The 21,139-nt window shown below is 61.1% G+C and carries 18 protein-coding genes; 5 read left to right on the top strand and 13 right to left on the bottom strand.

Features of this window, described 5'->3' with window-relative positions; translation table 11 throughout:
• Positions 1 to 330: 330 nt before the first annotated feature.
• From C8D99_RS11315 to C8D99_RS11280, 8 genes are all read right to left on the bottom strand, one after another.
• Positions 331 to 1,848 carry a sensor domain-containing diguanylate cyclase gene (locus tag C8D99_RS11315; protein WP_133958351.1) on the bottom strand — a complete coding sequence of 506 codons (1,518 nt, stop codon included), beginning with the start codon at positions 1,846 to 1,848 and terminating at the stop codon, positions 331 to 333.
• Between the two features lie 200 nt (positions 1,849 to 2,048).
• Entirely contained in the window at positions 2,049 to 3,170 is a 1,122-nt protein-coding gene (locus C8D99_RS11310) for a YkvI family membrane protein (RefSeq protein WP_133958349.1), read from the bottom strand.
• A gap of 77 nt (positions 3,171 to 3,247) precedes the next feature.
• Positions 3,248 to 4,705, bottom strand: coding sequence for an FAD-binding oxidoreductase (locus tag C8D99_RS11305; protein WP_133958347.1), 1,458 nt, complete (start codon positions 4,703 to 4,705; stop codon positions 3,248 to 3,250).
• Positions 4,702 to 5,694, bottom strand: coding sequence for an electron transfer flavoprotein subunit alpha/FixB family protein (locus C8D99_RS11300; RefSeq protein WP_133958345.1), 993 nt, complete (start codon positions 5,692 to 5,694; stop codon positions 4,702 to 4,704). Before C8D99_RS11300 ends, C8D99_RS11305 begins: the two co-directional genes overlap by 4 nt.
• A 12-nt stretch (positions 5,695 to 5,706) precedes the next feature.
• The gene (locus C8D99_RS11295) at positions 5,707 to 6,504 is read right to left on the bottom strand and encodes an electron transfer flavoprotein subunit beta/FixA family protein (protein ID WP_133958343.1); all 798 of its coding nucleotides are present in this window, start codon (positions 6,502 to 6,504) and stop codon (positions 5,707 to 5,709) included.
• A gap of 226 nt (positions 6,505 to 6,730) precedes the next feature.
• The gene (locus C8D99_RS11290; protein ID WP_208321170.1) at positions 6,731 to 8,251 is read right to left on the bottom strand and encodes a carboxypeptidase M32; all 1,521 of its coding nucleotides are present in this window, start codon (positions 8,249 to 8,251) and stop codon (positions 6,731 to 6,733) included.
• Between the two features lie 15 nt (positions 8,252 to 8,266).
• Entirely contained in the window at positions 8,267 to 8,908 is a 642-nt protein-coding gene (locus tag C8D99_RS11285; protein ID WP_133958341.1) for a VOC family protein, read from the bottom strand.
• A gap of 185 nt (positions 8,909 to 9,093) precedes the next feature.
• Positions 9,094 to 10,485, bottom strand: coding sequence for an MATE family efflux transporter (locus C8D99_RS11280; RefSeq protein ID WP_133958361.1), 1,392 nt, complete (start codon positions 10,483 to 10,485; stop codon positions 9,094 to 9,096).
• Here C8D99_RS11280 and C8D99_RS15445 point away from each other — a divergent pair.
• Entirely contained in the window at positions 10,485 to 10,637 is a 153-nt protein-coding gene (locus C8D99_RS15445) for a hypothetical protein (protein WP_208321169.1), read from the top strand. The two genes, C8D99_RS11280 and C8D99_RS15445, sit on opposite strands and share 1 nt — an antisense overlap.
• Before the next feature lie 69 nt (positions 10,638 to 10,706).
• Here C8D99_RS15445 and C8D99_RS11275 read toward each other — a convergent pair whose 3' ends face one another.
• From C8D99_RS11275 to C8D99_RS11260, 4 genes are all read right to left on the bottom strand, one after another.
• Entirely contained in the window at positions 10,707 to 11,888 is a 1,182-nt protein-coding gene (locus C8D99_RS11275; RefSeq protein WP_133958339.1) for a metallophosphoesterase, read from the bottom strand.
• Positions 11,889 to 12,344: 456 nt separating this feature from the next.
• The gene (gene abc-f, locus C8D99_RS11270) at positions 12,345 to 13,823 is read right to left on the bottom strand and encodes a ribosomal protection-like ABC-F family protein (protein ID WP_133958337.1); all 1,479 of its coding nucleotides are present in this window, start codon (positions 13,821 to 13,823) and stop codon (positions 12,345 to 12,347) included.
• 333 nt (positions 13,824 to 14,156) lie between these two features.
• The gene (locus C8D99_RS11265) at positions 14,157 to 15,026 is read right to left on the bottom strand and encodes a GNAT family N-acetyltransferase (protein WP_133958335.1); all 870 of its coding nucleotides are present in this window, start codon (positions 15,024 to 15,026) and stop codon (positions 14,157 to 14,159) included.
• Entirely contained in the window at positions 15,016 to 15,918 is a 903-nt protein-coding gene (locus tag C8D99_RS11260; protein ID WP_166670153.1) for an AraC family transcriptional regulator, read from the bottom strand. The genes C8D99_RS11265 and C8D99_RS11260 overlap by 11 nt, the downstream gene beginning before the upstream one ends.
• Positions 15,919 to 16,017: 99 nt before the next feature.
• Here C8D99_RS11260 and C8D99_RS11255 point away from each other — a divergent pair, with 99 nt between their 5' ends.
• Positions 16,018 to 16,689 carry a hypothetical protein gene (locus C8D99_RS11255; RefSeq protein ID WP_166670152.1) on the top strand — a complete coding sequence of 224 codons (672 nt, stop codon included), beginning with the start codon at positions 16,018 to 16,020 and terminating at the stop codon, positions 16,687 to 16,689.
• Here the strand turns inward: C8D99_RS11255 and C8D99_RS11250 are convergent.
• Complete coding sequence (locus tag C8D99_RS11250) at positions 16,686 to 17,570, bottom strand: DMT family transporter (protein WP_133958329.1); 885 nt, start codon at positions 17,568 to 17,570, stop codon at positions 16,686 to 16,688. The two genes, C8D99_RS11255 and C8D99_RS11250, sit on opposite strands and share 4 nt — an antisense overlap.
• Positions 17,571 to 17,952: 382 nt before the next feature.
• On the opposite strand from C8D99_RS11250, the gene C8D99_RS11245 reads away from it, so the two are divergent.
• The 3 genes from C8D99_RS11245 (at position 17,953) to C8D99_RS11235 (ending at position 21,044) form a co-directional block, all read left to right on the top strand.
• The gene (locus tag C8D99_RS11245; RefSeq protein ID WP_133958327.1) at positions 17,953 to 18,645 is read left to right on the top strand and encodes a zinc ribbon domain-containing protein; all 693 of its coding nucleotides are present in this window, start codon (positions 17,953 to 17,955) and stop codon (positions 18,643 to 18,645) included.
• Between the two features lie 236 nt (positions 18,646 to 18,881).
• Positions 18,882 to 19,646, top strand: coding sequence for a hypothetical protein (locus C8D99_RS11240; RefSeq protein WP_133958325.1), 765 nt, complete (start codon positions 18,882 to 18,884; stop codon positions 19,644 to 19,646).
• Between the two features lie 69 nt (positions 19,647 to 19,715).
• Complete coding sequence (locus C8D99_RS11235) at positions 19,716 to 21,044, top strand: metallophosphoesterase (RefSeq protein WP_208321168.1); 1,329 nt, start codon at positions 19,716 to 19,718, stop codon at positions 21,042 to 21,044.
• Positions 21,045 to 21,139: the final 95 nt, after the last annotated feature.

The following is a 21,139-nucleotide window of genomic DNA, read 5'->3' as shown; positions in this document are numbered from 1 at the left end:
GCGAAGGATGTTATGCCGCTTTCACCGCTCTTCAGTTCGATATGGATTTTCTTCGCCTTTTCCGTCATAATGAACGCACCTCTCTGGTGAAGGGTTGTGTCGTCGTAAACACTACCTTAACACTGTTCTCCGAACAGTCCAGAGAGGTTTTTTATTTTTCAGGGTGCGGATTTAGGGTTCCCCTAAATCCGCAGGCAGCGGGGAGCGTCACCGGTGCTCGCTTGGGCCGCCGGCCCTGGCGCTGCCCCCCAGGGGGTCATCTCTTCGCCCCTGGGGGGCGAATTTACCTTATGCCCGGCGACACTCCCTCTGCCAGGAGAAGCTGCGGATTTAGGGTTCCATGGTCGCCCGGTTCCGTCCCTCCGATTTCGACCGGTACAGGGCCTTGTCCGCTCTCTTCATGGCGTCTTCATACCCTCTGTCTCCCGGGCGGAAAAAGGCGATTCCCACGGAGATCGTGACGGGAATGGACTGTCCGTCCACGGAGGCAGGATGTTCCGCAACAGTCTTCACAATATTCTCCGCTACCGGGAGGGCGTGTTCAGCCTTGAGTCCTTCCGCGAGAAGAAGAAATTCGTCGCCGCCCCAGCGGAAGAGACTGTCCATGGTCCTCACGCTTCCCAGGACGGTCCGGACAATCAGTTTGATGACCTCGTCGCCCGCGTCGTGACCGAAGGAGTCATTCACTTCCTTGAAATGGTCGATATCAAAGAGGGCGATTGCCGGCGGCAATGCACCTTTCGTGAAGGAGTGGAAGGCACGTGCCATTTCCGTCTCCCCGGCCCGGCGGGAGAAGGCCCCTGAAAGGGGATCCCTGTTCAGTTCATCCTCGAGCCCCTTTCTCGATTCTCCATGGAACTTGCCCTCGAGGAAGAGAAGAACAAGTTCGCTGACCCCCAGCAGCGCGACCATAAGAAGGAGAAAGAGAACGATGAGGCGTCCGGATGCGGTGCCGCTTTCCTCGTTTGCTTTCAGGATGGCGGTGAAAATATCGTCGAGGTGGATCCCCATGGCGACGATCCAGTCGTATTTTCCGTACAGCTCCGCGTAGGTCAGCTTTTCCGAGATTTCATCGCTGTTTTTTCTCTTGAAGTGATAGGTGAAAAAGAGTTTTCCGTCCTTCTTCACGCCCTCCAGTTCGGTCAGGTACGGACGGTTTCCCTTTACGTCCCTGGTTTCGGTGGAGAGGAAGATACCTTCCGTGTCCCTGAGGTTCGGGTGTATTCGCCTGATGGCGTAATTTTTTCCGCCCTCGTAGTTGACCACCTCGTTGACCCAGATGTAGGAGTCGAAGGGAAAACGGGATAAATGGATCTCCGAGGCGATCTCACCCTTGACAGCCTCTTCGACCGCAGTCCCGGGAACGCCGAAAAAGGCCCGCAGCCCTCTGAAATCCCCTATCTTCCAGGCGGAGAAATCCCCGAATTCCCCGCCGTCCGGCGTACCGGGAAAGCCCTTCCGGAACAGGCCCTTCGGGTCATGGAGCACGTTGCCGGCGACAGGGTCCCACAAGACGGCCGTCCAGGCTGTGCCGTCCCGGAAGCACTCTCTGAAGAAGGCGATGAACTCGTCCCTGCTTCCGGAGGGTGCCGCGTTCAGGATGCCGTTCATCTCACCGACCCGGCGGAGGGCAAGGTTCGTATGGCGTTTTTCCGACGCGTCGATCCTGGCGATCTGGTTCTGCACGGTGTGCTGAAGAAAGGTTTTCTTGACCTCGAAGATGGCGTCCCTGGTGTTGTCCCCGTAGACGGTCTCGATCCGCCTGTCGAAGGAGCCGAAGAAGATCCCCGCTATGGCGCAGGTCAGGAGAATCATCAGGAGACTCAGGAGGCGGTATTTATTTCTCACGGTTGGCTTTCTCCCTTCACCGGTAGTTCTTGTTCGCCCTTTTCGCTGTGAATCAGTCCTCAGAGGAATGAGCGGAAAAGAGACGCTCCTATTCTATCATGGTGAAGGATTCCGGCCGGAGAAAGGCAGGGGGAAATGGAAGGGCCGGGCGCGGGAATCCGGAGGAAGGGAGGTTCCCCTCCCTTCCTCCGGAAGATTTCTCAGGCGCCCTTGCCCCAGTCCTTTGACCGGAGCAGGCCGATGAAAATTACCGGGATAATGAGCAGCGGGAAGGAAAGAGTTCCCATGTAGCCGTATCCCCTGGCGATCAGCGGGATCAGGCCGAACAGGGCGATCCCCCAGGTGATGAGGACGTAGACCAGGGACGCGATGATGTTCACCTTCCTGTCGCCGGCGACGGAAGATCCCCTGGTTTTTCCCCAGAAGGCCACGATGCGCCTGGCGCCGCCGAAGATGAGGCTCACGCCGGTGGAGATGACTGCCAGGAAGATCAGGAGGGACACGATGGCCGTGCCGAAAGCGCCGCCGCCGCCGTGGGCCGCCACGTAGAGCACGGGAACGCTTTCCTGGAGAATGGCCGGGTAGTGGAGAAGCACGCCGGCCGTGGCGAGCCAGAGCACCCCGGCGTTGATGAGAAAGCCCCAGACCGAGGTTTTCCGGGCGTCCTCCCTGGTCTTCAGTGCGTCGGCCACGGCGATGTAGGCTCCCATGGCGCACGTCTGGAATCCGGCATACTTCAGGGATGCCCAGAAAGCCTCAAAAAAGCCCTTCGGCGACGGGGCGGTGCGGATGACCTCGATCAGCTTGGGGAAGTTCGTCACGAGGTTGCCCACGTAGATGATGGTCATGCCCGCAATGATGATTATCGCCATGGTGGAGGCGGCCCTCCGCACCATCTCCGCGCCGAAGATGGTCAGGAAGAAGATGAAGACCGCCACGATCACCGTGTTCATAACGTAGGGGGTCCCGAGGATCTGCTTCATCACCGTGCCTCCGGTGGCGAATGCCACCGCCGACGCGATGAGAAGGATAAGAATGTACATGACTTCGTAGGCGTTGGAGAAGATTGCCTCGAAGGGTTTGAAATAGAGGTTGCCCCATGCCCTGTAGTCGAAGGTTTTGTAGATTGCGGCGAAGCTCCACGCATAGTAGAGCACCGCCGTGACGATGGCGATGGACAGGACGGGGGTGATCAGGGCGTACCATCCGTAGGATACGAAAAAGTCAACGAGCTGTCTCCCGCTGGCGAAGCCGCCGCCGAAGTGGGTGGTGAACCAGACGAAGGCCACAGCCAGGATTCCCATGTCACTCTTCGATTTCATGTTGTTCCCTGCTCCTCTCGTGTCTCCTGTTCAGAACTTCCCTGACCGGTGCCCGGATCCGGGCACCGGAAAACCTGTCAGCTTCCCAGCAGTTTCCCGGGGTTCAGGATTCCGTCGGGGTCGAAGGACCGCTTGATTCCTCTCATAATCTCGATTTCCTCCGCAGGCTTGGAGTGGAGGAAGATGGGCATCTTCACATATCCTATGCCGTGCTCTCCGCTGCCCACACCGCCGAGGCGGATCGCCACCGAGGTGAGGTCATCGTAGAAGGCCTCGGCGTACTCCGCCCATTCCATGGGTTCCATGCCGGCGGGCTTGAAGATGATGGGGTGCAGGTTCCCGTCGGCGATGTGGCCGAGGATGCCCACAGCGATGCCCCGTTCCTTTCCCGCCTTCCGGATCTCCTCCACCATCTCGGGGACCGTGGACAGGGGGACCACCATGTCGCCGCTCAGGGAGCAGTAGGGGTCGTGGGCCCGCATGGCCTCGGCGAGGTTCTGCCGGATGTTCCAGATCATGCCCGACTCGGTCCGGCTCTCCGCCACGAAGACCTCCAGGGCACCGTTTTCGAGGCAGAGGGTTCCCACCTTCTCGTACCCCTCCTCGAGCCGCTCGTCCGAATCGCCCTCGATCTGGATGAGGAGGAAGGCGTCGGCCCTGTCCTGGTAGGGGAGCACTGTGTTCACGTGGGAGGCGGCGATATTTACCGAGAGCTTGTCCATCAGTTCGCAGGAGATGACGCTGATCCCGGTGCGGACAACCTTCGCCACGCTGTCCACGGCGGAATCAAGGTCCGGGAAGGCCACCAGGAGGTTCACCGTCTTCCCTGGTTTCGGCTCGAGGTTGACGATGACCCTGGTGATGATGCCCAGGGTTCCCTCGGAACCGACCATGAGCTGCATGAGGCTGTACCCCCAGGTATCTTTCCGGATCCTGCCCCCGAGGTTCAGCACCGTTCCCGTGGGGAGGACCACCTCCAGGCCGAGCACGTGCCGCCGGGTGTTGCCGTAGCGGATGACCTTGCCTCCCCCGGCGTTGGTGGCCACGTTGCCGCCGATGAAGCTCGTCTCGGTGCTCATGGGGTACCCCGCGTAGAGGAAGCCTTGCTCGGCCACAGCCTTGCACAGCTCGTTGGTCACCACGCCGGGTTCCACCACGGCCACCCGGTTCACCGGGTCGATCTCGAGGATGCGGTTCATCTTCTCCAGGGAGAGGACGATGCCTCCGCAGAGGGGAACCGCCGCACCGGCGAGGCCGCTTCCCGCCCCCCTTGGAGTGACCGGGATTTTGTACTTCGACGCCACCTTCATGACCGCCGCCACCTGTTCGGCGCTCTCCGCCTTCACCACGGCGTCCGGCATGGAGGTGAACATGATCCCCGCCTCGTCGGAGGCGTAGCTCTCCAGGGCCTCGGGATCTCCGGCCACCACGTTCTTCGCTCCGGCGGCCTCCTGTATCTCCCGGAGGATCTCCGGGGTGATTTTTCCGTACCGCTCCCGAAGGGCGTCGGTGTTTCCGAAAAAGGTGCCCGTCATGATTTCAGCCTCCCTATGAGCGCGGGGATCACTTCAAGGGCGTCGCCCACGATGGCCAGGTCCGCCACCCGGAAGATGGGGGCCTCCGGGTCTGAATTGACGGCGATGACCGTATCGGACGCGGACATTCCGGCGAGGTGCTGCACCGCCCCGGAGATGCCGCAGGCGATGTAGAGCTTCGGCGTCACCGACTTGCCCGACAGCCCCACCTGGGAGGAATAGGGCGCCCAGTTCAGATCCACGGCCGTCCGCGATGCCCCCACGGAGCCTCCGAGAAGGGCGGCCAGCTCCTCAAGCAGGGCGAAATTGGCTCCCTTCTTCATCCCCTTTCCGCCCGCCACGATGACCTCGGCGTCCTGCAGGGGCGCGCCCACGTTCTTCTCGGGCAGGAACTCCAGGAGCTTCATCACAGACGAAAGGGCGCCGGGTTCGGCCTTCTCGGCGATGATCCTGCCGGTCCGCGACGGGTCGGCAGGAAGGGGTTTCTTCGACCGGGGCCTCACGGTGCACATCTGGGGCCTGCTGAGGGGCGTCTTGATGTCCGCCATCACGTTCCCCCCGATGGCGGGCCTTGTCTGGAGAAGCAGCCGTTCCTTCGTATCGATACCCAGTTCCGTGCAGTCCGCAGTCAGCCCCGTAGCGAGGTCCGCGTAGACCACAGGCATCACGGTCCTGCCGGTGGAGGTGGCGGAGGCGATGAAGATTTCGGGTTTGTGGCGGTTCACCAGCTCCGCCAGGGTTTTGGAAAAACTGTCCGCCCTGAAATGCCCGAGACTGGGATCATCTACCACGTACACCTGGTCCGCTCCGTGGACGATCAGGTCAGGGGCCTGTTCCGTGACGCCGGAGCCGAGGAGCACAGCCGAAAGGGGCACGCCCAGGGTGTCGGCAAGGTCCCTGCCCCAGGCGAGAAGCTCGTATGAAACGGGATGAATCCGGCCATCCCTCACTTCGCTGAGGGTCCAGACTCCGCGGTATTCTACGTTCATGGCGGTTTCCTCCTACACGATCCCGCGGCCCCGGAGCACGCTGAGGATTTCCTCGACGGCGCCGTCCACGCTGTCTGCAGCGGACACTTTCTTCCCCGAGCGGGTGATCTGGGGATAGGACACCTTCACCACTTTCGTCGGCGATCCCGGAAGGCCGAGATGCTCCGCCGGAAGGGGAAGGTCGTCCGCCCCGAGGACGGGAATCTCCGTCTTCTTCGCCCGGATCTTTCCTCCCAGGGTGCACAGCCTGGGGGTGTTGATCTCCTTTACCACAGAGAGCATGGCGGGAAGAGGGGCCTCGACACGCTCGTGTCCTCCCTCCACCGCCCGCCGGACCACCAGGGAACCCTTTCCGGCCGATTCCACGGCGCTCACGAAGGTGAGCACGGACATGCCGAGAACCTGTCCCACGGCGGGGCCCACCTGGCCCGTCTCGCCGTCGGTGGCTCGTTCGCCCGAGAGGAGGATGTCGAATCCTCCGGCCTTTTTCACTCCCGCTGCGAGGGTCCGGGCGGTGGCCAGGGTATCGGACCCGGCGAACCGTCTGTCGGAGAGCAGCAGCCCCCTGTCGCACCCCATGGCGATGGCGGCCCGCACCGCTTTCTGGGCCTGGGGCGGCCCCATGGAAATCACCGTGATCTCCGTTCCTTCTCCGAGACGGTCCTTCAGCCTGACCGCCTCCTCCACGGCGTGAAGGTCGAGAGGGTTCAGCTCCGCCTCTACGCCTTCCCGCACCATGGTTCCCGTCTCTTCGTCGATCCTGACGTTTTCCGTTGCGGGAACCTGCTTCACCAGCACTCCGATCCGCACGGCCGCACCTCCTGTTCAAAAATAAAAGCGAATAAAAAAACATATTACTACGAAAAGTCAATATGACAAGACCAATTTAAAATTGTATTATTATAGAATGCCGGGGAATTTACCTCGCATGAGAAAGATTTTTAATGCATTTTGACTTTTTGGCACTCTTCCGGAAAATGAAAACCCCCGGCGGAGGTATTCTCCGCCGGGGGAAGGGTGAAATCACAGGGGTGGCTCAGATTCCGGGGCCGTAGAGCTTCCCGTACTTTTCCCGCAGATACCTGATGTACGGCCCGATGTCCAGTCCCCTGCCGGTGACCCGTTCGATCAGCTCGGGGGCGGTGAATTTGCTGCCGTGACGGTAGATGTTCTCCCTCAGCCACCCATGGAGTCCGGCAAAGTTTCCCCGGCGCATGTCGTCATGGATTTCGGGGAGGGACTTTCGGGCCTCAGCAAAAAATTGGGCGGAGAGGATGTTCCCCAGGGTGTATCCCTGGAAGGCCCCGCCGATATGTCCGCCGAACCAGTGGACGTCCTGCATGCAGCCGTCGGCGTCGTCCTCCGGTGCGATCCCGAGGTTCTCCAGGTACGCGGCGTTCCATGCTTCGGGCAGGTCCTTCACCTCCAGGCTTCCCTCCAGCATCCTCAGCTCCAGCTCGAAGCGGATCATAACATGGAGGTTGTAGGTCAGCTCGTCGGCCTCGGTGCGGATCAGGGAGGGCTCCACCCTGTTCACGGCCCGGTAGAAGGTCTCCAGGGGAACGGTCTCCAGGCGGTCCGGAAAGACTTTCTGCAGCTTCGGATAGAAGTGTTCCCAGAAGGGCAGGCTCCGGGAGACCAGGTTCTCCCACGTGCGGGACTGGGACTCGTGCACTCCCGAGCTGGTTCCCTCCGCCAGGAGGGTTCCCTCCAGTGCCGGGTCCACTCCCTGCTCGTACAGGGCGTGCCCCGACTCGTGGGTGGTGGAGAAGAAACCGTAGGCGAAGTTTCCTTCGTCGATCCGGGTGGTGATGCGCACGTCGCCCACGGAAAACCGCGTCTCGAAGGGATGGTGGGTCAGGTCCTGCCGCCCCCTGGCGAAATCGTAGCCGAACGTCCCGATGACCGTCTTTCCGAAGGCAAGCTGTCGTTCTTTGGGGAAATGTCCCTTCAGGCACGAATCGTCGGCCGCTTCCCGGGACGCGGCTGCCCGCACCAGCGGCACGAGCTGTTCCTTCAGTTCCCCGAAGACCTTCCTGACCGTCCCCGCCTTCATACCGTAGTCGGAGAAGTCGATGAGCGGGTCTGCGATGTGGTCATATCCCGGGAAAAAGTCCGCCAGGCGGCGGCTCAGGTCCAGGGTCTTCTCCAGCAGGGGAAGGACCCGCCTGAAATCGTCGGCGGGACGGGCCTCGGTCCACACCTGGTAGGAAAGGGCGGAATGCTCCGAGAAGACCGCCAGGAAATCCGCAGGCACCCGGACGGCCTTCCGGTATTCCCGGTCCGCCGCCCGGATCAGGCAGCCGTCGTCCGAATCGGGGGGAAGGCTGCCGGCGTAGGGGAGCAGATCGTCGATCAGCCTTCCCACGTCCGGGGCGGTGAACTTCTCCTGGGCAATCCGGGCCAGCGTGGCCATCTGGCGTCCCCGGGCCTCCGCCCCGCCGGGAGGCATGTAGGTGGCCTGGTCCCAGTAAAGCACCGCTCCGGCGCTGTTCAGGTCGTTCACTTCACGGAGCCGTGCTTTCAGCTCCTCCAGCTTTATCTCCATGCCGGCCATGAATCGGTGCCCTCCCTAGCGGGCTGCCCGGAGAACCCGGACGCCCCGGGGAGTGTCGATGTGCGCCTCCAGGTACGGGGCCGCGCCTTCGGGAAGGGGCTTCACCGACAGGGGACCTTCCAGAGCCAGGGATTCCAGCAGCCGGGAAACCCGCTTCGGATCGGGGTGATGGATTTCCAGGCCGATGAGGTTCAGACCGTGATCCTGGAGCTTCGACGCGGGGTGTACGCCGGGCTGCCACTGGATGAGGGCGGGGCCTGTTCCCAGAGGAAGAGCCCCGTCTTCCGGGATGGTGATGAGCCATTCCAGCGTTCCCCGGGACATGGCTTCCACCGGGCCCAGAGGCTCCGGTGACTTTTCCGCCCAGGTCCTGATGTCTTCTGCCCGGGCCACCCATGCGGCGAGGAAGGGAGCGGCGTTCCCGGGAAGGGAATCCAGGGCGAACCATCGGGGACGGCCCGGAGCCGGGGCCGCGGGGTTTGCCGCGATGACCTCGAGGTACACCCGGTCGCCCAGGCGCAGAAGCAGATTGTGGGTTCCCATGCGGGGATGCTCCCCCCCGGCCTGGGGGGAAACTCCCAGAGTTTCCGTGACGAAGGCGGCTCCCGCTTCGAGAGTGGGCGCCGCGACGGCGATATGATCAAGAATGCAGCCCATGGCGAATACCTCCACAATGTGAAAATAGGGACTCGATAATTTCGCTGAATTTAGGCAGAAGGAGTGTTGCCGGGCGCAGCGCCAAGGCCGGCGGCCCAAGCGAGCACCGGTGACGCTCCCCGCTGCCTGAAAAAGAGAAGGTTTCAATATGCTGCCTGCCATTTTCCCCTTTCAGGGCATTTTCTTCAACGGCCGGATAGGGCCGCTTCTTCCCGCCGCTCCCTTCTCCGTATGCTGGAAAAAACCAGGAACTGGAAGGTCACGATGGAGATCCAGCCGATCCCTGTGGCCAGCCCCACAGCCTTCAGCCCCAGAAGGGGAGCGAGCCAGTACGAAAGGACCACCCGCACGGTAATCTGGAGGGTCGTGCCGATGAAGGGAATGTTGATCCGGCCGGTGCCCCGGAAAAAACCAACGAAGGAGCTGCCGATGTAGGAGAATATGTAGAAGAAACAGAGTGACCGCATGTAGGCCACTCCCTCGGCGACCGCCTCTCCCTGGTTTGCCCCCACGAACAGGATTACACCCGGCCGGGCCGTGAAAAACAGCAGGAAGGAGACGGAAATACTGAGGAAGGCCAGGGACGCCAGTCCCTCCAGGAACCCCTTCAGGGCTCTTTTATGATTTCCCGCTCCCGTGTTCTGGGCCACGAAGACGGAGATGGACTCGGCCCCGCTTTCCCCCACGGCGAGGGAGAGCCCCTCTATCCTTCCCGTGGCCGTGTAGGCGGCGATGGCTGCAGTGCCCAGCAGGTTCACCGCTCCCTGCACCAGCAGCTTGCCGATGTACAGGCTCGACTGGTGCATGGCCGAAAGGGAGGCGAAGAGGATCGTCTTTTTCAGCAGGGCCCCGTCGTACCGCATGTCCTCCTTCGTCGGCACGAGGAAGGGAAGTTTCTTCCAGATGTAGGCCATGCAGAGCAGGGCGGAGAACGCCTGGGAGAAGACGGTCGCCCACGCGGCACCTGCTATCCCGCAGCCGAACCGGGCCACCAGAACGAAGGTCAGGGCCGCGTTGAGCATCACGGCGGTCACCAGGAACACCAGGGCGTACCGGGTATTTCCCACGGCCCGGAGGGAGGCGGCGCAGAGATTGTAGAAAAAGGTCGCCAGGAGCCCCCCGAGGATGATGTTCAGGTACTGCCTGGTGCCCTCGAAGATTTCCGCCGGGGTGTGAATCGCTTCGAGCAGGGAGGGAAGCAGGGCGATGGAGGCGAGGCTGACGAAAAGGGTGAACCCTGCCCCGAACACCACAGCCAGGAAGCACTCCTTCCGCAGGGTGTGAAAGTCCCCTTTTCCGAACAGGGAGGCGAGGATGATGGACACGCCGGTGCAGCAGCCGGTGAGAACGAAGATGAACAGGTTCATCACCGTCCCGCCGACGCCGATGGCGGCGAAGGCCGCTTCCCCCACGTACCGGCCCACGATGATGGCCGCCACGAAATTGTACAGCTGCTGGAAGATGTTCCCCAGCAGCAGGGGTATGGCAAGGAAAAGCAGCTGGGAACCGATCTTCCCCGACGTCAGGGAACGGGAATGAGTAATGGCGGGACCCTCCTCGGAAATGATACGGCTCATTGTACACGAAAAGGGGATTCCGGATACAGATTCGCCCACTTTTCCCGGACTTTTCCGGAAAAGGCTGGAATACCGTGAATTTTCCCCTGACCACGGCGTACCGGTCCGTCAGGAAGAACGGCGCCATTATCGAGCTCATGGAGGAGAAATAGCGGCTCCGGAAGAGAGTCCTCTCTTCGGCCGAGACACCTGTCCGGAGGCTGAAAGGGCTGCTTTTTCCTTCAGCTCCCCGGTTTTCTGACGATGTCGAAAATAGTCACCTCGGGCGGAGCGAAGAACCGGAGGGGCGGCCCCCAGGTTCCCGTTCCATTGCTCACGTAAACGGAGCTCTCCCTGGAACCTTCAGCGGCATAAGCCTCTCCCCCCCTGGGGGACGGTGCCAGGGCCCGCAGTCCGGGGCGGTATTCATAGACCATGCGGGTGAGCCAGTAGAAGGGCCAGATCTGCCCTCCGTGGGTGTGGCCGGAGAGCTGGAGGTCAAAGAGCCCCACCGATTCGGGCTCCACTCGCGGCTGGTGCTTGAGCAGCACCACGAAGCGGTCTGCGGGCAGGGAAGCAAGAATATCCCCCTCGGGGGGAATCTCCTGGCCGTAGTACCGTGCAGAAGGGTCATCCATACCCACGAGGACCAGTCCGCCCACGGAATGGTGTTCGTTCCGCAGCACCCTCATTCCGGCCCGCTCCTTGAATTCCACGGCCTGCCGGACGCCCACGTGGTACTCATGGTTGCCGGTGACGGCATAGGTTCCGAGGGGCGGGGTCAATCCCCTGAGGAGGGCGATCTCCTCGTCCCGAAACTCCATGTTGTCGTCCACGAGATCCCCGGTGCTGACCACCAGGTCCGGCTCCGCCGCCCGGACCACGGAGAGGATACGGGCGAGGCGCTCCTCCTGGATGATCCACCCCAGGTGAACGTCGGTTATCTGGGCGATGCGGATCCGGTCCGTTCCGGCAGGGAGCCTTTCAGTTTCGATGGTGACATGCTTCGGTTGTATGTTGAGGGCTTCAAACCAGCCGTAGACGCAGACCAGAAGAGCGAAGCCCACGGCTGTCCATGCCCGGGCCTTCGGTGAGGGTAGCAGCCCTCTCAGGCCCGTGGAGAACAGAGTGTCGGCCAGCCATGCCAGGAACCGCACCAGGTCGAGAACGACAAAGGCCGTGAAGAGGATGAAAAAGAAGGCCAGGCCCATGTATACGGCGTAGGACAGGGCCTTCCGGAATTCGGGGTAATCCCCCAGGTCCACCTGCCAGAGCGCCCGTGACCCGAAGACGAGGAAGAGCGTGAGGGCAAGGTACAGGGATGTCCACTTCCATCCCGGCCCAATGGCGTTCCGCAGCCGGACATAGATGTAGGAGTAGTGCGCTGCCAGTGTGGCGATGATCAGTATTCCTATGAGTCTCAATTCTCCAGCCCTCCTGGTTGCACAGACCCCGGGGGGCCTGCCTGCAGATTTTTCCGTCCCCGTTCCGGAGCACGAAAATGCCTCTCCGGAAGGAGGAAATTCTCAATTTGGGAAAGTTATTCTTATCGAACATTTGTATTATATCATCCCGATGCCTGGTCGTGCTGTCATTCCGAGGAGCGGCTCCGCTCGGGATGACAACCCTTTTTGTCATCCTGAGGCTGATTTCTCGGCCGAAGGATCTCGTTTTTGATTCTGAAGAGACTCAAGTGCTAGATCCTTCGCTCCGCTCAGGATGACAAGCTACACCCTGTCGTCCCGAACGAGCGCAGCGATCACGGAGCGTCCCCGAAGGGGAAGGATCTCGATTTTAACTGCACTCTGAATCAAAACCGAGATCCTTCCGGCGGAAAACACGCCGTCAGGATGACAAACCCGAAATCCCCCCTCCGCGCCTTACAGGTCCACCACCCTGGTGGCCACCTCGTCGCAGAAGGCCCTGTCGTGCTCCACGAAGACCATGGTGGGCCTATGCTCCAGCAGCAGTTCCGTTATCTGCATCCTCGAAATGACGTCGATATAGTTCAGCGGCTCGTCCCACAGGTACAGGTGGGCCTGCTCGCAGAGGCTCCGGGCGAGGAGCACCTTCTTCTTCTGTCCCCCGCTGTAGTCTTCAATGTTCTTCTCGAACTGGGTCCTGGAAAAATCCAGCTTTCTCAGGATCGCCAGGAAGAGGCTCCGGTCTATTCCGGACTGCTGAGCATAATCCGTCAGGCTGCCGGAGAGTTCCTCTGTGTCCTGGGGGAGCCATGAGATCTTCAGCCCCGATGCCACGGAAAACGTTCCGCCGTACTCCAGCCTCTCCCCGAGGATCAGCTTCAGAATGCTCGACTTGCCGCACCCGTTTCGGCCCCTTAGGGCGATCCTCTCCCCCCGGCCGATGGTGAAGCTCACTGCTTCGCAGACGATCCTGTCCCCGTAGCGGACGGAGACGTTCTCCAGCTCTGCCAGCCCGGGAGAGTGAAAGGTGAGGGGGAAGAGCTTCAGCTTCTCTCCTTCCTCCACGTTCCGCAGCAGGGCCGATTTTTCCTCGAGAGCCTCCTGCCGCCGCCGCTCCAGGGACGTGGACCGCTGGGCCATCTTGGCGGCCTTGTGGCCGATATATCCCCGGTCGGGGCGCAGGCCCGAGTTCCGGACGCCCCGTTTCGTCTTCTCCACGGCGTCCGACCAGTCCGAGGCCCGCCGGGCGGCCTCCTGCATCCTGACGATGTCCTTTTTCAGCCGCTCGTTTTCCGCCCGCTCAGCCTCGTCCTCCCGCTGTCTGTTCCGCCACCAGGACGAAAAATTGCCTTTCTGAACCTCGATGTTTGCCCGGTTGATGGACAGGATGTGGTCCACGCACCCGTCGAGGAAGAACCTGTCGTGGGACACCAGGATGAACCCCCGCTTGCGGTTCAGGTAGGTGCTCACGGCGGCCCGGGCCTCCAGGTCCAGGTGGTTGGTGGGCTCGTCGATGAGCAGGAAGCTGTTTTCCTTCAGGAACAGGGCGGCCAGCAGTATCTTCGTCCTCTCCCCGTTGGAGAGGGTGCGGAAGGGACGGCGGAGGGCGTCCTCCGTCACGTCGAGCAGGGAGACCTCCCGGGCGATCTGCCAGTCTTCGGCCGCCGGCGCGATGGTCCGGATGATCGCCGGAGCGTCCGTCTCCCCGTCCGGAACGGGGTAGGGAAAATATTCGAAGGCCGCGGACGACGTGATGGAACCATCGTATTCGTAACGGCCGAGCAGCAGGTTCAGGAACGTGGTCTTTCCCCGGCCGTTGCGGCCAGTGAAGCCAAGCTTCCAGTCCGTGTCGATCCGGAAGCTCACGTTCTCGAAAATCTTCTCCAGTCCGCCTTCGTAGCCGAAGGTGAGGTGTGAAACATTGATCAGAGACATGCATATCCTCCTGGGAAAAAGAAAAAGCCGCAGGAAAGAAGCACCCGCGGCTCGCAGTACAGAACGGCCGTGCCCGGAAACGGGCAGGCGTGATATGACGATACAACATCATTTGGGAGTCGCAGCTTTCCTGCATGGGCACGGCGGAAAAAGCGGCCTTCCGGTCGCCTGTTCCGTTTCGTCAGCCTCGGTTTTCAGCAAGAAAGAGTGCGCATTCTCCCACCCCTGATCACTGTCATTTTTCCATTATGTACAGAATACTCCGGAAGCGGCGGCGATGCAACCCCCTGCGTCTGGCATGTTCCCTGCCGATACCGTCCTCCGGACCCGCGTTCAGGCCCGGGACAGGGCGGGGAATCTCAGCTCTTTTTCCCGGAAGTCCAGGGTGTTCTTCAGGACGAACAGGGTAGTGTCCTCCTCTTCGCAGGCCGTCCGCTCGAGGCCCGCGTCCATGCAGGGAGAGAAACCGAAAGCCACCCTGCGGACCTCCGGACCGAAGGCGGTCACGGCATGGTCCAGGTCAACCGCTTCTTCGCAAAAAACGTCGTCCAGCAGAAGAAGGTTGCCTTCCACTGCCGCGACGAGATAGGCTCCCGTTTCCGGGTCGTACCGGACCCGGTCCTTCATCGGCCCTGTGAGGTAAAACATGGCGAGGCCGGCGTTGTTCATGCTGAACCTGCTCACGCTCCGGGTTCCCCGTATGGCCTGCTCCACCTTTTCCCGGTGTTCGGGCTGTTCCATGTCCACCTTTTCCGCCCGGGCGGGAAAAGTGGTCGAGACGGAGGCGGTACACTGCACTTCCCCGCTCTTCCGGAAGCCGAACCGGGGGTAGTAGTCCAGCACCTCGTCATTGGCGAAGAGATAGATTTCATCGACTTTCGGAGACCATTCGTCCAGGACGGTCTCCATGAGGAACCGGCTGAGCCCCTGCCCCCGGAAGGCAGAATCTGTCATCACCGTGCCGATCTGTACCATGGTGAGGCCTGTACCTTCCAGCGTCATGGGCATGAAGTTCACCGACACGCTGGAGACCACCTCTCCGTCCCGGGACAGGGAATAGGGGATGTACTGCTTCGTCCAGTACCCCGACCTGTACCATGGCTCGAAGTCGAGGCCGAAGGTCTTCCGGGCCAGCGCATTGAAGGAGCGCCGCCCCGGCTCAAAGTCCTGGAAGCCTATCAGGAGGGAAAAATCACTGTCCATGGCCGTTCTCTCCTTCGCTGCGGGAATGCCGGGCTCCGGCAGGGGACATCTCTTTCAGAAAAGCGGCGGGCGTGGCGCCCACGATCCTCCGGAACCAGCGGGTGAGATGGCTCTGGTCCGCGAACCCCGCTTCCGCGGCGGCCATGGAAGGGGAATGTCCGGCCCGGAGGAGCCGTTCCGCCTTCCGTACCCGGAGCTGGGTCAGGTAGGCGTGGGGCGGCAGCCCCGTCTCATCCCGGAAGGTGCGGAGAAAGTGCCAGGGGCTGAGAGAGGAGAGGGCCGCCAGTTCATCAAGGGAGATGTTCCGTGTCATGTTCTCTCTCAGGAAGGCGCATGCCGCCCGGACGGAACCCCGGGATGTCCTGGGAGCGGCTGCGGGATATTCACCGAAGCGCCCGAAAAGTTCGGATATGAAGGCGGTCCAGAGGGAGGAGGCCGTCAGCCTGTCCATGGTTCCGGCCTGGAGTCCCCCGATCAGCCGCCGGAAGAGAGCGGCGAGCTCCCGGGATTCAAGGGCGCCCCGGCCGATGAAGGGAAGGCCCCGGTCTTTGCCCCCCGGTTCACCGGTCAGAGTACGGACGGATTCGGGGTCTGCGTAGGCCATGCGATACCTCCACCCTCTGCCGAGAGCCGGGTGGCCGTCGTGGACTTCGCCTGGGACAACCATGCCGAGCATCCCCTCGGAGGCGACCACATCCTCCCCCCTGTAGCGGAAAGCGAGGGCCCCGCTTTCTATGACGCCGAAAGCGTAGGTTTCGTGGCTGTGCCGGGTAAATTTCATGTCCAGGAATGTACCGTCCAGAAAGAGGACTCCCGGCAGGTACTCCGAGCGCCAGAAACGGGTACGGTTTTTTTCGGAACGTCCGGGCAGGGTATCTCCGTTCTTTTCCATGGTTCCTCCGTGAAGGCTGCAGCAATTCCGTTCAAGAATTTTATTCCGTTCATCAGGTATCATAAACCAAAACGCACGGAAAAAGGAGCTGACCTGATCATGATCACCGCATCCCAGGAGTGGAGGACAATGTTTCCCGGCGTCTGTTTCGGCGTGCTTGTACTGGAGGGGGTCGACAACTCGCGGGAATGTCCCGCCTTCGAAGAGAGAAAAAACGCCTTTGAAACCGGCCTCCGCAGGCGCCACGAAGGAAAGAGCAGGAAAGAGATCGGCCTGGATGAGCCCTTCGGGTCCTACGGCCGGTATTACAAGAGATTCGGCCAGGGATATCCCGTGCTGCATCAGGTGGAAACGGTGGCGCTGAAGGGAAAGCCCCTCTTCTCGCCGTCCCCCCTCGTGGCGGCCATGTTCATGGCGGAGCTGAAGAACGGCTTCCTGACCGCGGGCCACGATCTGGACAGGGTTTCTCTGCCCCTTTTCCTGGATGTCTCGAAGGGGGAGGAACGCTATACGGCCATGGGAGGCAGGGAACGGATCCTCCCGCCGGGGGACATGTTCCTCTCGGACCGGGAGGGGATCCTCTCCAGCATCCTCTACGGCCCCGACGACAGGACTGCCGTCACGGCGGAGACGACCCGGGTGCTCTACACCGTCTACGGAGTGCCGTCCCTTCCGGCGGAAGATGTAAGGGCCCACCTGGAGGAAATCGGGGAGCTCGTCCGGATCCTGAGCCCGGAAGCAATTCGTAAAGAACTTTTGATCCTGGGTTAGTCCGTCCTGGTCCCTGTCGGGGCGCTTTCCTTCCGGCCGAAGAATTCGCCGAAGGCCGCGCCCCCGAGGATCAGGGCTGCTCCCGCCATTTGAACCGGCGTCAGCCGTTCGCCCAGCAGGACCGCCGAAAGGAGAAGGGCCGAGAGGGGTTCCAGGTAGCCGCAGATCGCCACGGACTGGGCGGGAAGGCTCTGCATGGACGAGAAATAGAGGTAGCATCCGGATCCCGTATTCACAAACCCCAGCAGCAGGAGGGGGAGAAGGCTCCCGGGAGGAACGGCCGTCACCGTTCCCTGCCGGACGGCTGTGAAGACCGCCACGGTGATGAAGCTGGCGGAGAGCTGCCAGACAGCGTTCTCGAAGCCCGTGATGCTCGCGGCCATCTTGTTGAAGATCACCAGAACGGCCAGCAAAACCGCCGACAGCAGGCCGCACGCCAGCCCCCAGGAAATGCCGCTCCGGGCCACCTCGTTCCCGTTGACGAGGACCATCCCGAGAAGAACGGCGCCGAAGCCGAATATCCTTGAAAGGGCCGGTTTTTCCCGGAATATCACGGGAGCCAGCACCATCACGATCACAGGGCCGCAGTAATACGCGAGGGTCGCCGGCCCGACGCCGATCCGGCGGTAGGCCTCGTACAGAAACATCCAGCTCGCGCCCATGGCCATGCCCGAAAGGAGCAGAAACGCGAGATGCTTCCTGCTGCGCAGCCCCCCGAACCGTCCCCCGGCCAGGATGAAGACCGCCAGAAGAAAGAGGCTGCCGATGAGGGTCCTCCACAGGACTATCTCGTGGCTGCCCAGCGCAATATGGCTTGCCACGATGCCGTTGGAACCGAACAGCAGCACTGACGAAATGAATTTTCCATAGTACCTCTTCATGAAAAAACCTCCCGAAATAGTGTGAAAAACGTGCCGTCCGGTCTGCTCATCGGCCGCAGTATAGCATTTTCAGCGACTTCACAATAACAAATGTATTTCATAAGGTTGATGATACAATCGGAAGCATCGCGAGCGCAGCATCCCGCGGAGATGTGTCTTTGCCGTCATTCTGAGGGCGAAGCCCGAAGAATCTCGCCCTTGGTGGTCGAAGGATCAAAACCGAGATCCTCCCCCTTCGGGGACGCGATCGGGCAGGAAGCGCTCTCAGGATGACAGAAACAGTGCCGCCAAGAACGCTCCTCAGGATGACAGGATAAAGGGGCGCGTCTCAGGCCGGTGTATTCAGGAGAGAAGAAGATAATGACCGAAAGGGGTGGCATTCATGCAGTGTTCCAAGTGCGGAGCGGATCTCCCGGACGGGGCGAAATTCTGCCATGTCTGCGGGGCGGAGCAGGAGGCCCAGGCGGGTTCCGGAAAGGGGAAAAGGGGCGGACGGGTGGGGTACTCTGAGAAAATCCACGACCCGGCGTTCCAGAAATATCTGAAGAACACCAACCGGTGGTCCTCCATCTTTGCGGCGGGTCTTGCCGTCATTGCCGTGGCCGGCTTTTTCATAGCGGGTGAGACCGGCGCGGGGGGCATGGAAAACCCTGAGTCCCTCTACATCGGCTTCGGGATCGGCGGGATGTTTCTCGCCATTGCCTTCTTCCAGATTTTGGGCAGAAAGAGAAGCACCACCTGGGACGGCGTGGTCACCGACAGGACGGTGAAGCAGAAGCGCCGCAAACAGAACACCGGCGGCGACAAGAACGACTTCTACTGGGTGAACTACACGGAATACACAGTCGAAATCCGGTCCGACGGGGGAAAGACGCACCGGATTGTCGTTGACGACGACGCCACACTCTACAACTATTACCAGGTGGGGGACAGGGTGCGGCACCACGGCGGGCTGAAAACGTACGAGAAATACGACAAGTCCCGGGACAGCATCATCTTCTGCAACGCCTGCGCCACAAAATGCGATATCGGCGACGATGTCTGCTTCCGCTGCGGCTGCCCGCTGCTGAAATGATATACGCCCGAGTCCGGCCGAAAATGCCGGACTCCCTTTTTTCTACCGCAACGTTCCTGAATACGGGGTCTGTTGCCGGGACTGGTTTTCGCGAGACAGAAGAAAAATGGTATACAGAACGACCTGAAAGGTGTATAAAGGATGCTGGAAAATGATCCGGCTGCCGGGGGCTCTCTAGGGGGCCGGGTTCTTTTTGTGCCAGGGGGTACCTATTTTTTCCAGCGGGAGTGGTGTTCATGAAACAGCCGGTCCGTATCTTTCTTTTTCTTCCGTTCCTTTTCTCTCTTCTGTGCGGGCTGCCTTCCCTGGAAGCGGCGGAGAAGGACACTCCCGCAGAGTGGACTTTTTCCTCCACGTCCTACGTATGGTTCTCCGGCCTCAACGGAACGGTGGGTGTGAAGGGGCACAAGGCCCGGGTCAGCCAGAGCTTCTCCGACATCCTGTCCGTCATGGACGCCTCGGGAATGCTGACCTTCCAGGGCCACAAGGGAAACCAGTACTTCTTTTTCGACGGCATGTATCTCGATCTGTCGGACACCGAACAGGTATCCCCAACGGTTTTTACGGACGTGGGGATGACCACGACCCGTCTGCAGGCCGCGTGGGGCGTGCGCGTAAAAGAATGGGAATCGTCCTCCCTCCATGTGTTCGCCGGCCTGAGATACTGGAACCTCAAAAACGAGCTGACCATCAGAACGGCGTCAGCTCCCCTCCGGCGCTTCACCGATACCCAGTCCTGGCTGGATCCCCTCGTCGGCATCCGTTTCTCCACGCGGCTTTCGCCGAAGCTCAGCTTCACGGCCATTGTCGATGCGGGCGGGTTCGGCATGGGCTCGGATTTCACCTGGGGAGGGATGGTGGACTTTTCATGGCGGCTCTCGGAACGGACATCCCTTGAAGTGGGGTACCGCTATCTCTACGTTGATTACGAAAAAGACGGCTTTCTAATGGACGCCTACAACGACGGCCTGTTCATCGGATTCACCTGGAAGCTGAAGTAAGGCTGCACGAAACGCTTTTTATCCAAGATGTAGTCCAATAACACTCCACATGAAAGGGATTGAAATCCAATGAGAAAAGCCGGCATTCTGAGCATCATGATCCTCTCCGCACTCCTCTGCACCGCGTCCGGCGGCTTCGCTTCCGCCCCGCAGGCCGCACCCTCGAAGTACCCCTTCACCCTCGACCAGGGCGGCATTCCGGGGATCGGCGGAGAGCGGTCCGTCATCGTCGTCATCAGCGACATTCACCTGGGAATGGACGACCGGTACGCCGAAATCCAGAAGAACCGGGCTCCTCTTGCGGACTTTGTCCGGAAGATCGGACGCTCTCCGAACGTCAGGGAGCTTGTCATCGCCGGCGACTTTTTGGACGAATGGTTCATCCCCGCCGGTGTGGACACCTACGCCGGAAAGAGCCAGAAAGAATTCGCCCAGGCCGTCGCCGCCAACAATCAGGAAGTTGTCGACGCCTTCAACGCCGTCATACGGGAAGGAAAGATCAGGGTGACCTATGTCCCCGGGAATCACGACCTGCTGATCGATTCCGAAAGCATGCAGACCGTCTTTCCGGGAATCGCCGAGGCGCGGGACGTCCGTGGGCTCGGAACCTACTCTCCGGAAGGACATCCGGAGATTGCCATCGAGCACGGCCACCGGTACAACTTCTTCTGTGCTCCCGATCCTCTATCGAACAGGGAGATAGCTCCCGGCTCCATCCTGCCTCCGGGGTATTTCTTCACCCGCATCGCCACCCTCTCCGTGGTCGAAGGCAAACCCGAGCCGTCAAAAATCAGGCCGGCGGTCACGCCGAATTCCCTCGGCGAAAGCCAGGACCTCGAATATCTCTACTGGAAAATATGGGAGGGGCTGATGAACGAACTGCCCATAAAGGAAGACTTCGAAGAAAAGATCATCAGGACCAACATCGACGGCTTTTCCGAAATCTACGCCATGAGCGACCTTATGCCCCGCCAGGCCCAGGCGGGCGGCCGTATCGACGTGAACCTGTTCAGGGGAATCCAGGACACCTGGGACGAGCGGCAGGTCCTCAACAAAGTAGCCGTCAAAATTCCCGTTCGGGAGGCTCTCGTCAAGTCGGCCTCCGCAGCGGGAACGGACGAGCAGGCGGTGGTGCAGTACTTCAGGAACCCCGCGTCCGACAAGCGGATAGTGATCTTCGGCCACAGCCACGAATCCAGGATGATCCCCTCGGAGACCCACGACGGCAAGAAGGCGCTGTACGTGAACTCCGGCACCTGGATCGACAAGAACGCCACGCCCACCATGACCTTCGTCACGGTCATCCCGAAGGATGGGGAGCGGCACGTCGGGCTGTACCAGTATGCCCACGACGGCACCATCGGGACCCTGAACACCATGGCGGTTCCCGGCTTTTAACGGTCAGTCCCTGCAAAACAAAGAGGGAGCCCGGCGATTCTTCCGCCGGGCTCCCTTTGCTGTCAGCCCCTGAAGGAGCGCCGGGCAGGCCGGAA

The sequence above is a fragment of the Aminivibrio pyruvatiphilus genome (assembly GCF_004366815.1).
GTDB classification, from domain to species: Bacteria; Synergistota; Synergistia; order Synergistales; family Aminobacteriaceae; genus Aminivibrio; species Aminivibrio pyruvatiphilus.
This window is presented reverse-complemented; position numbering and strand designations above follow the sequence as displayed.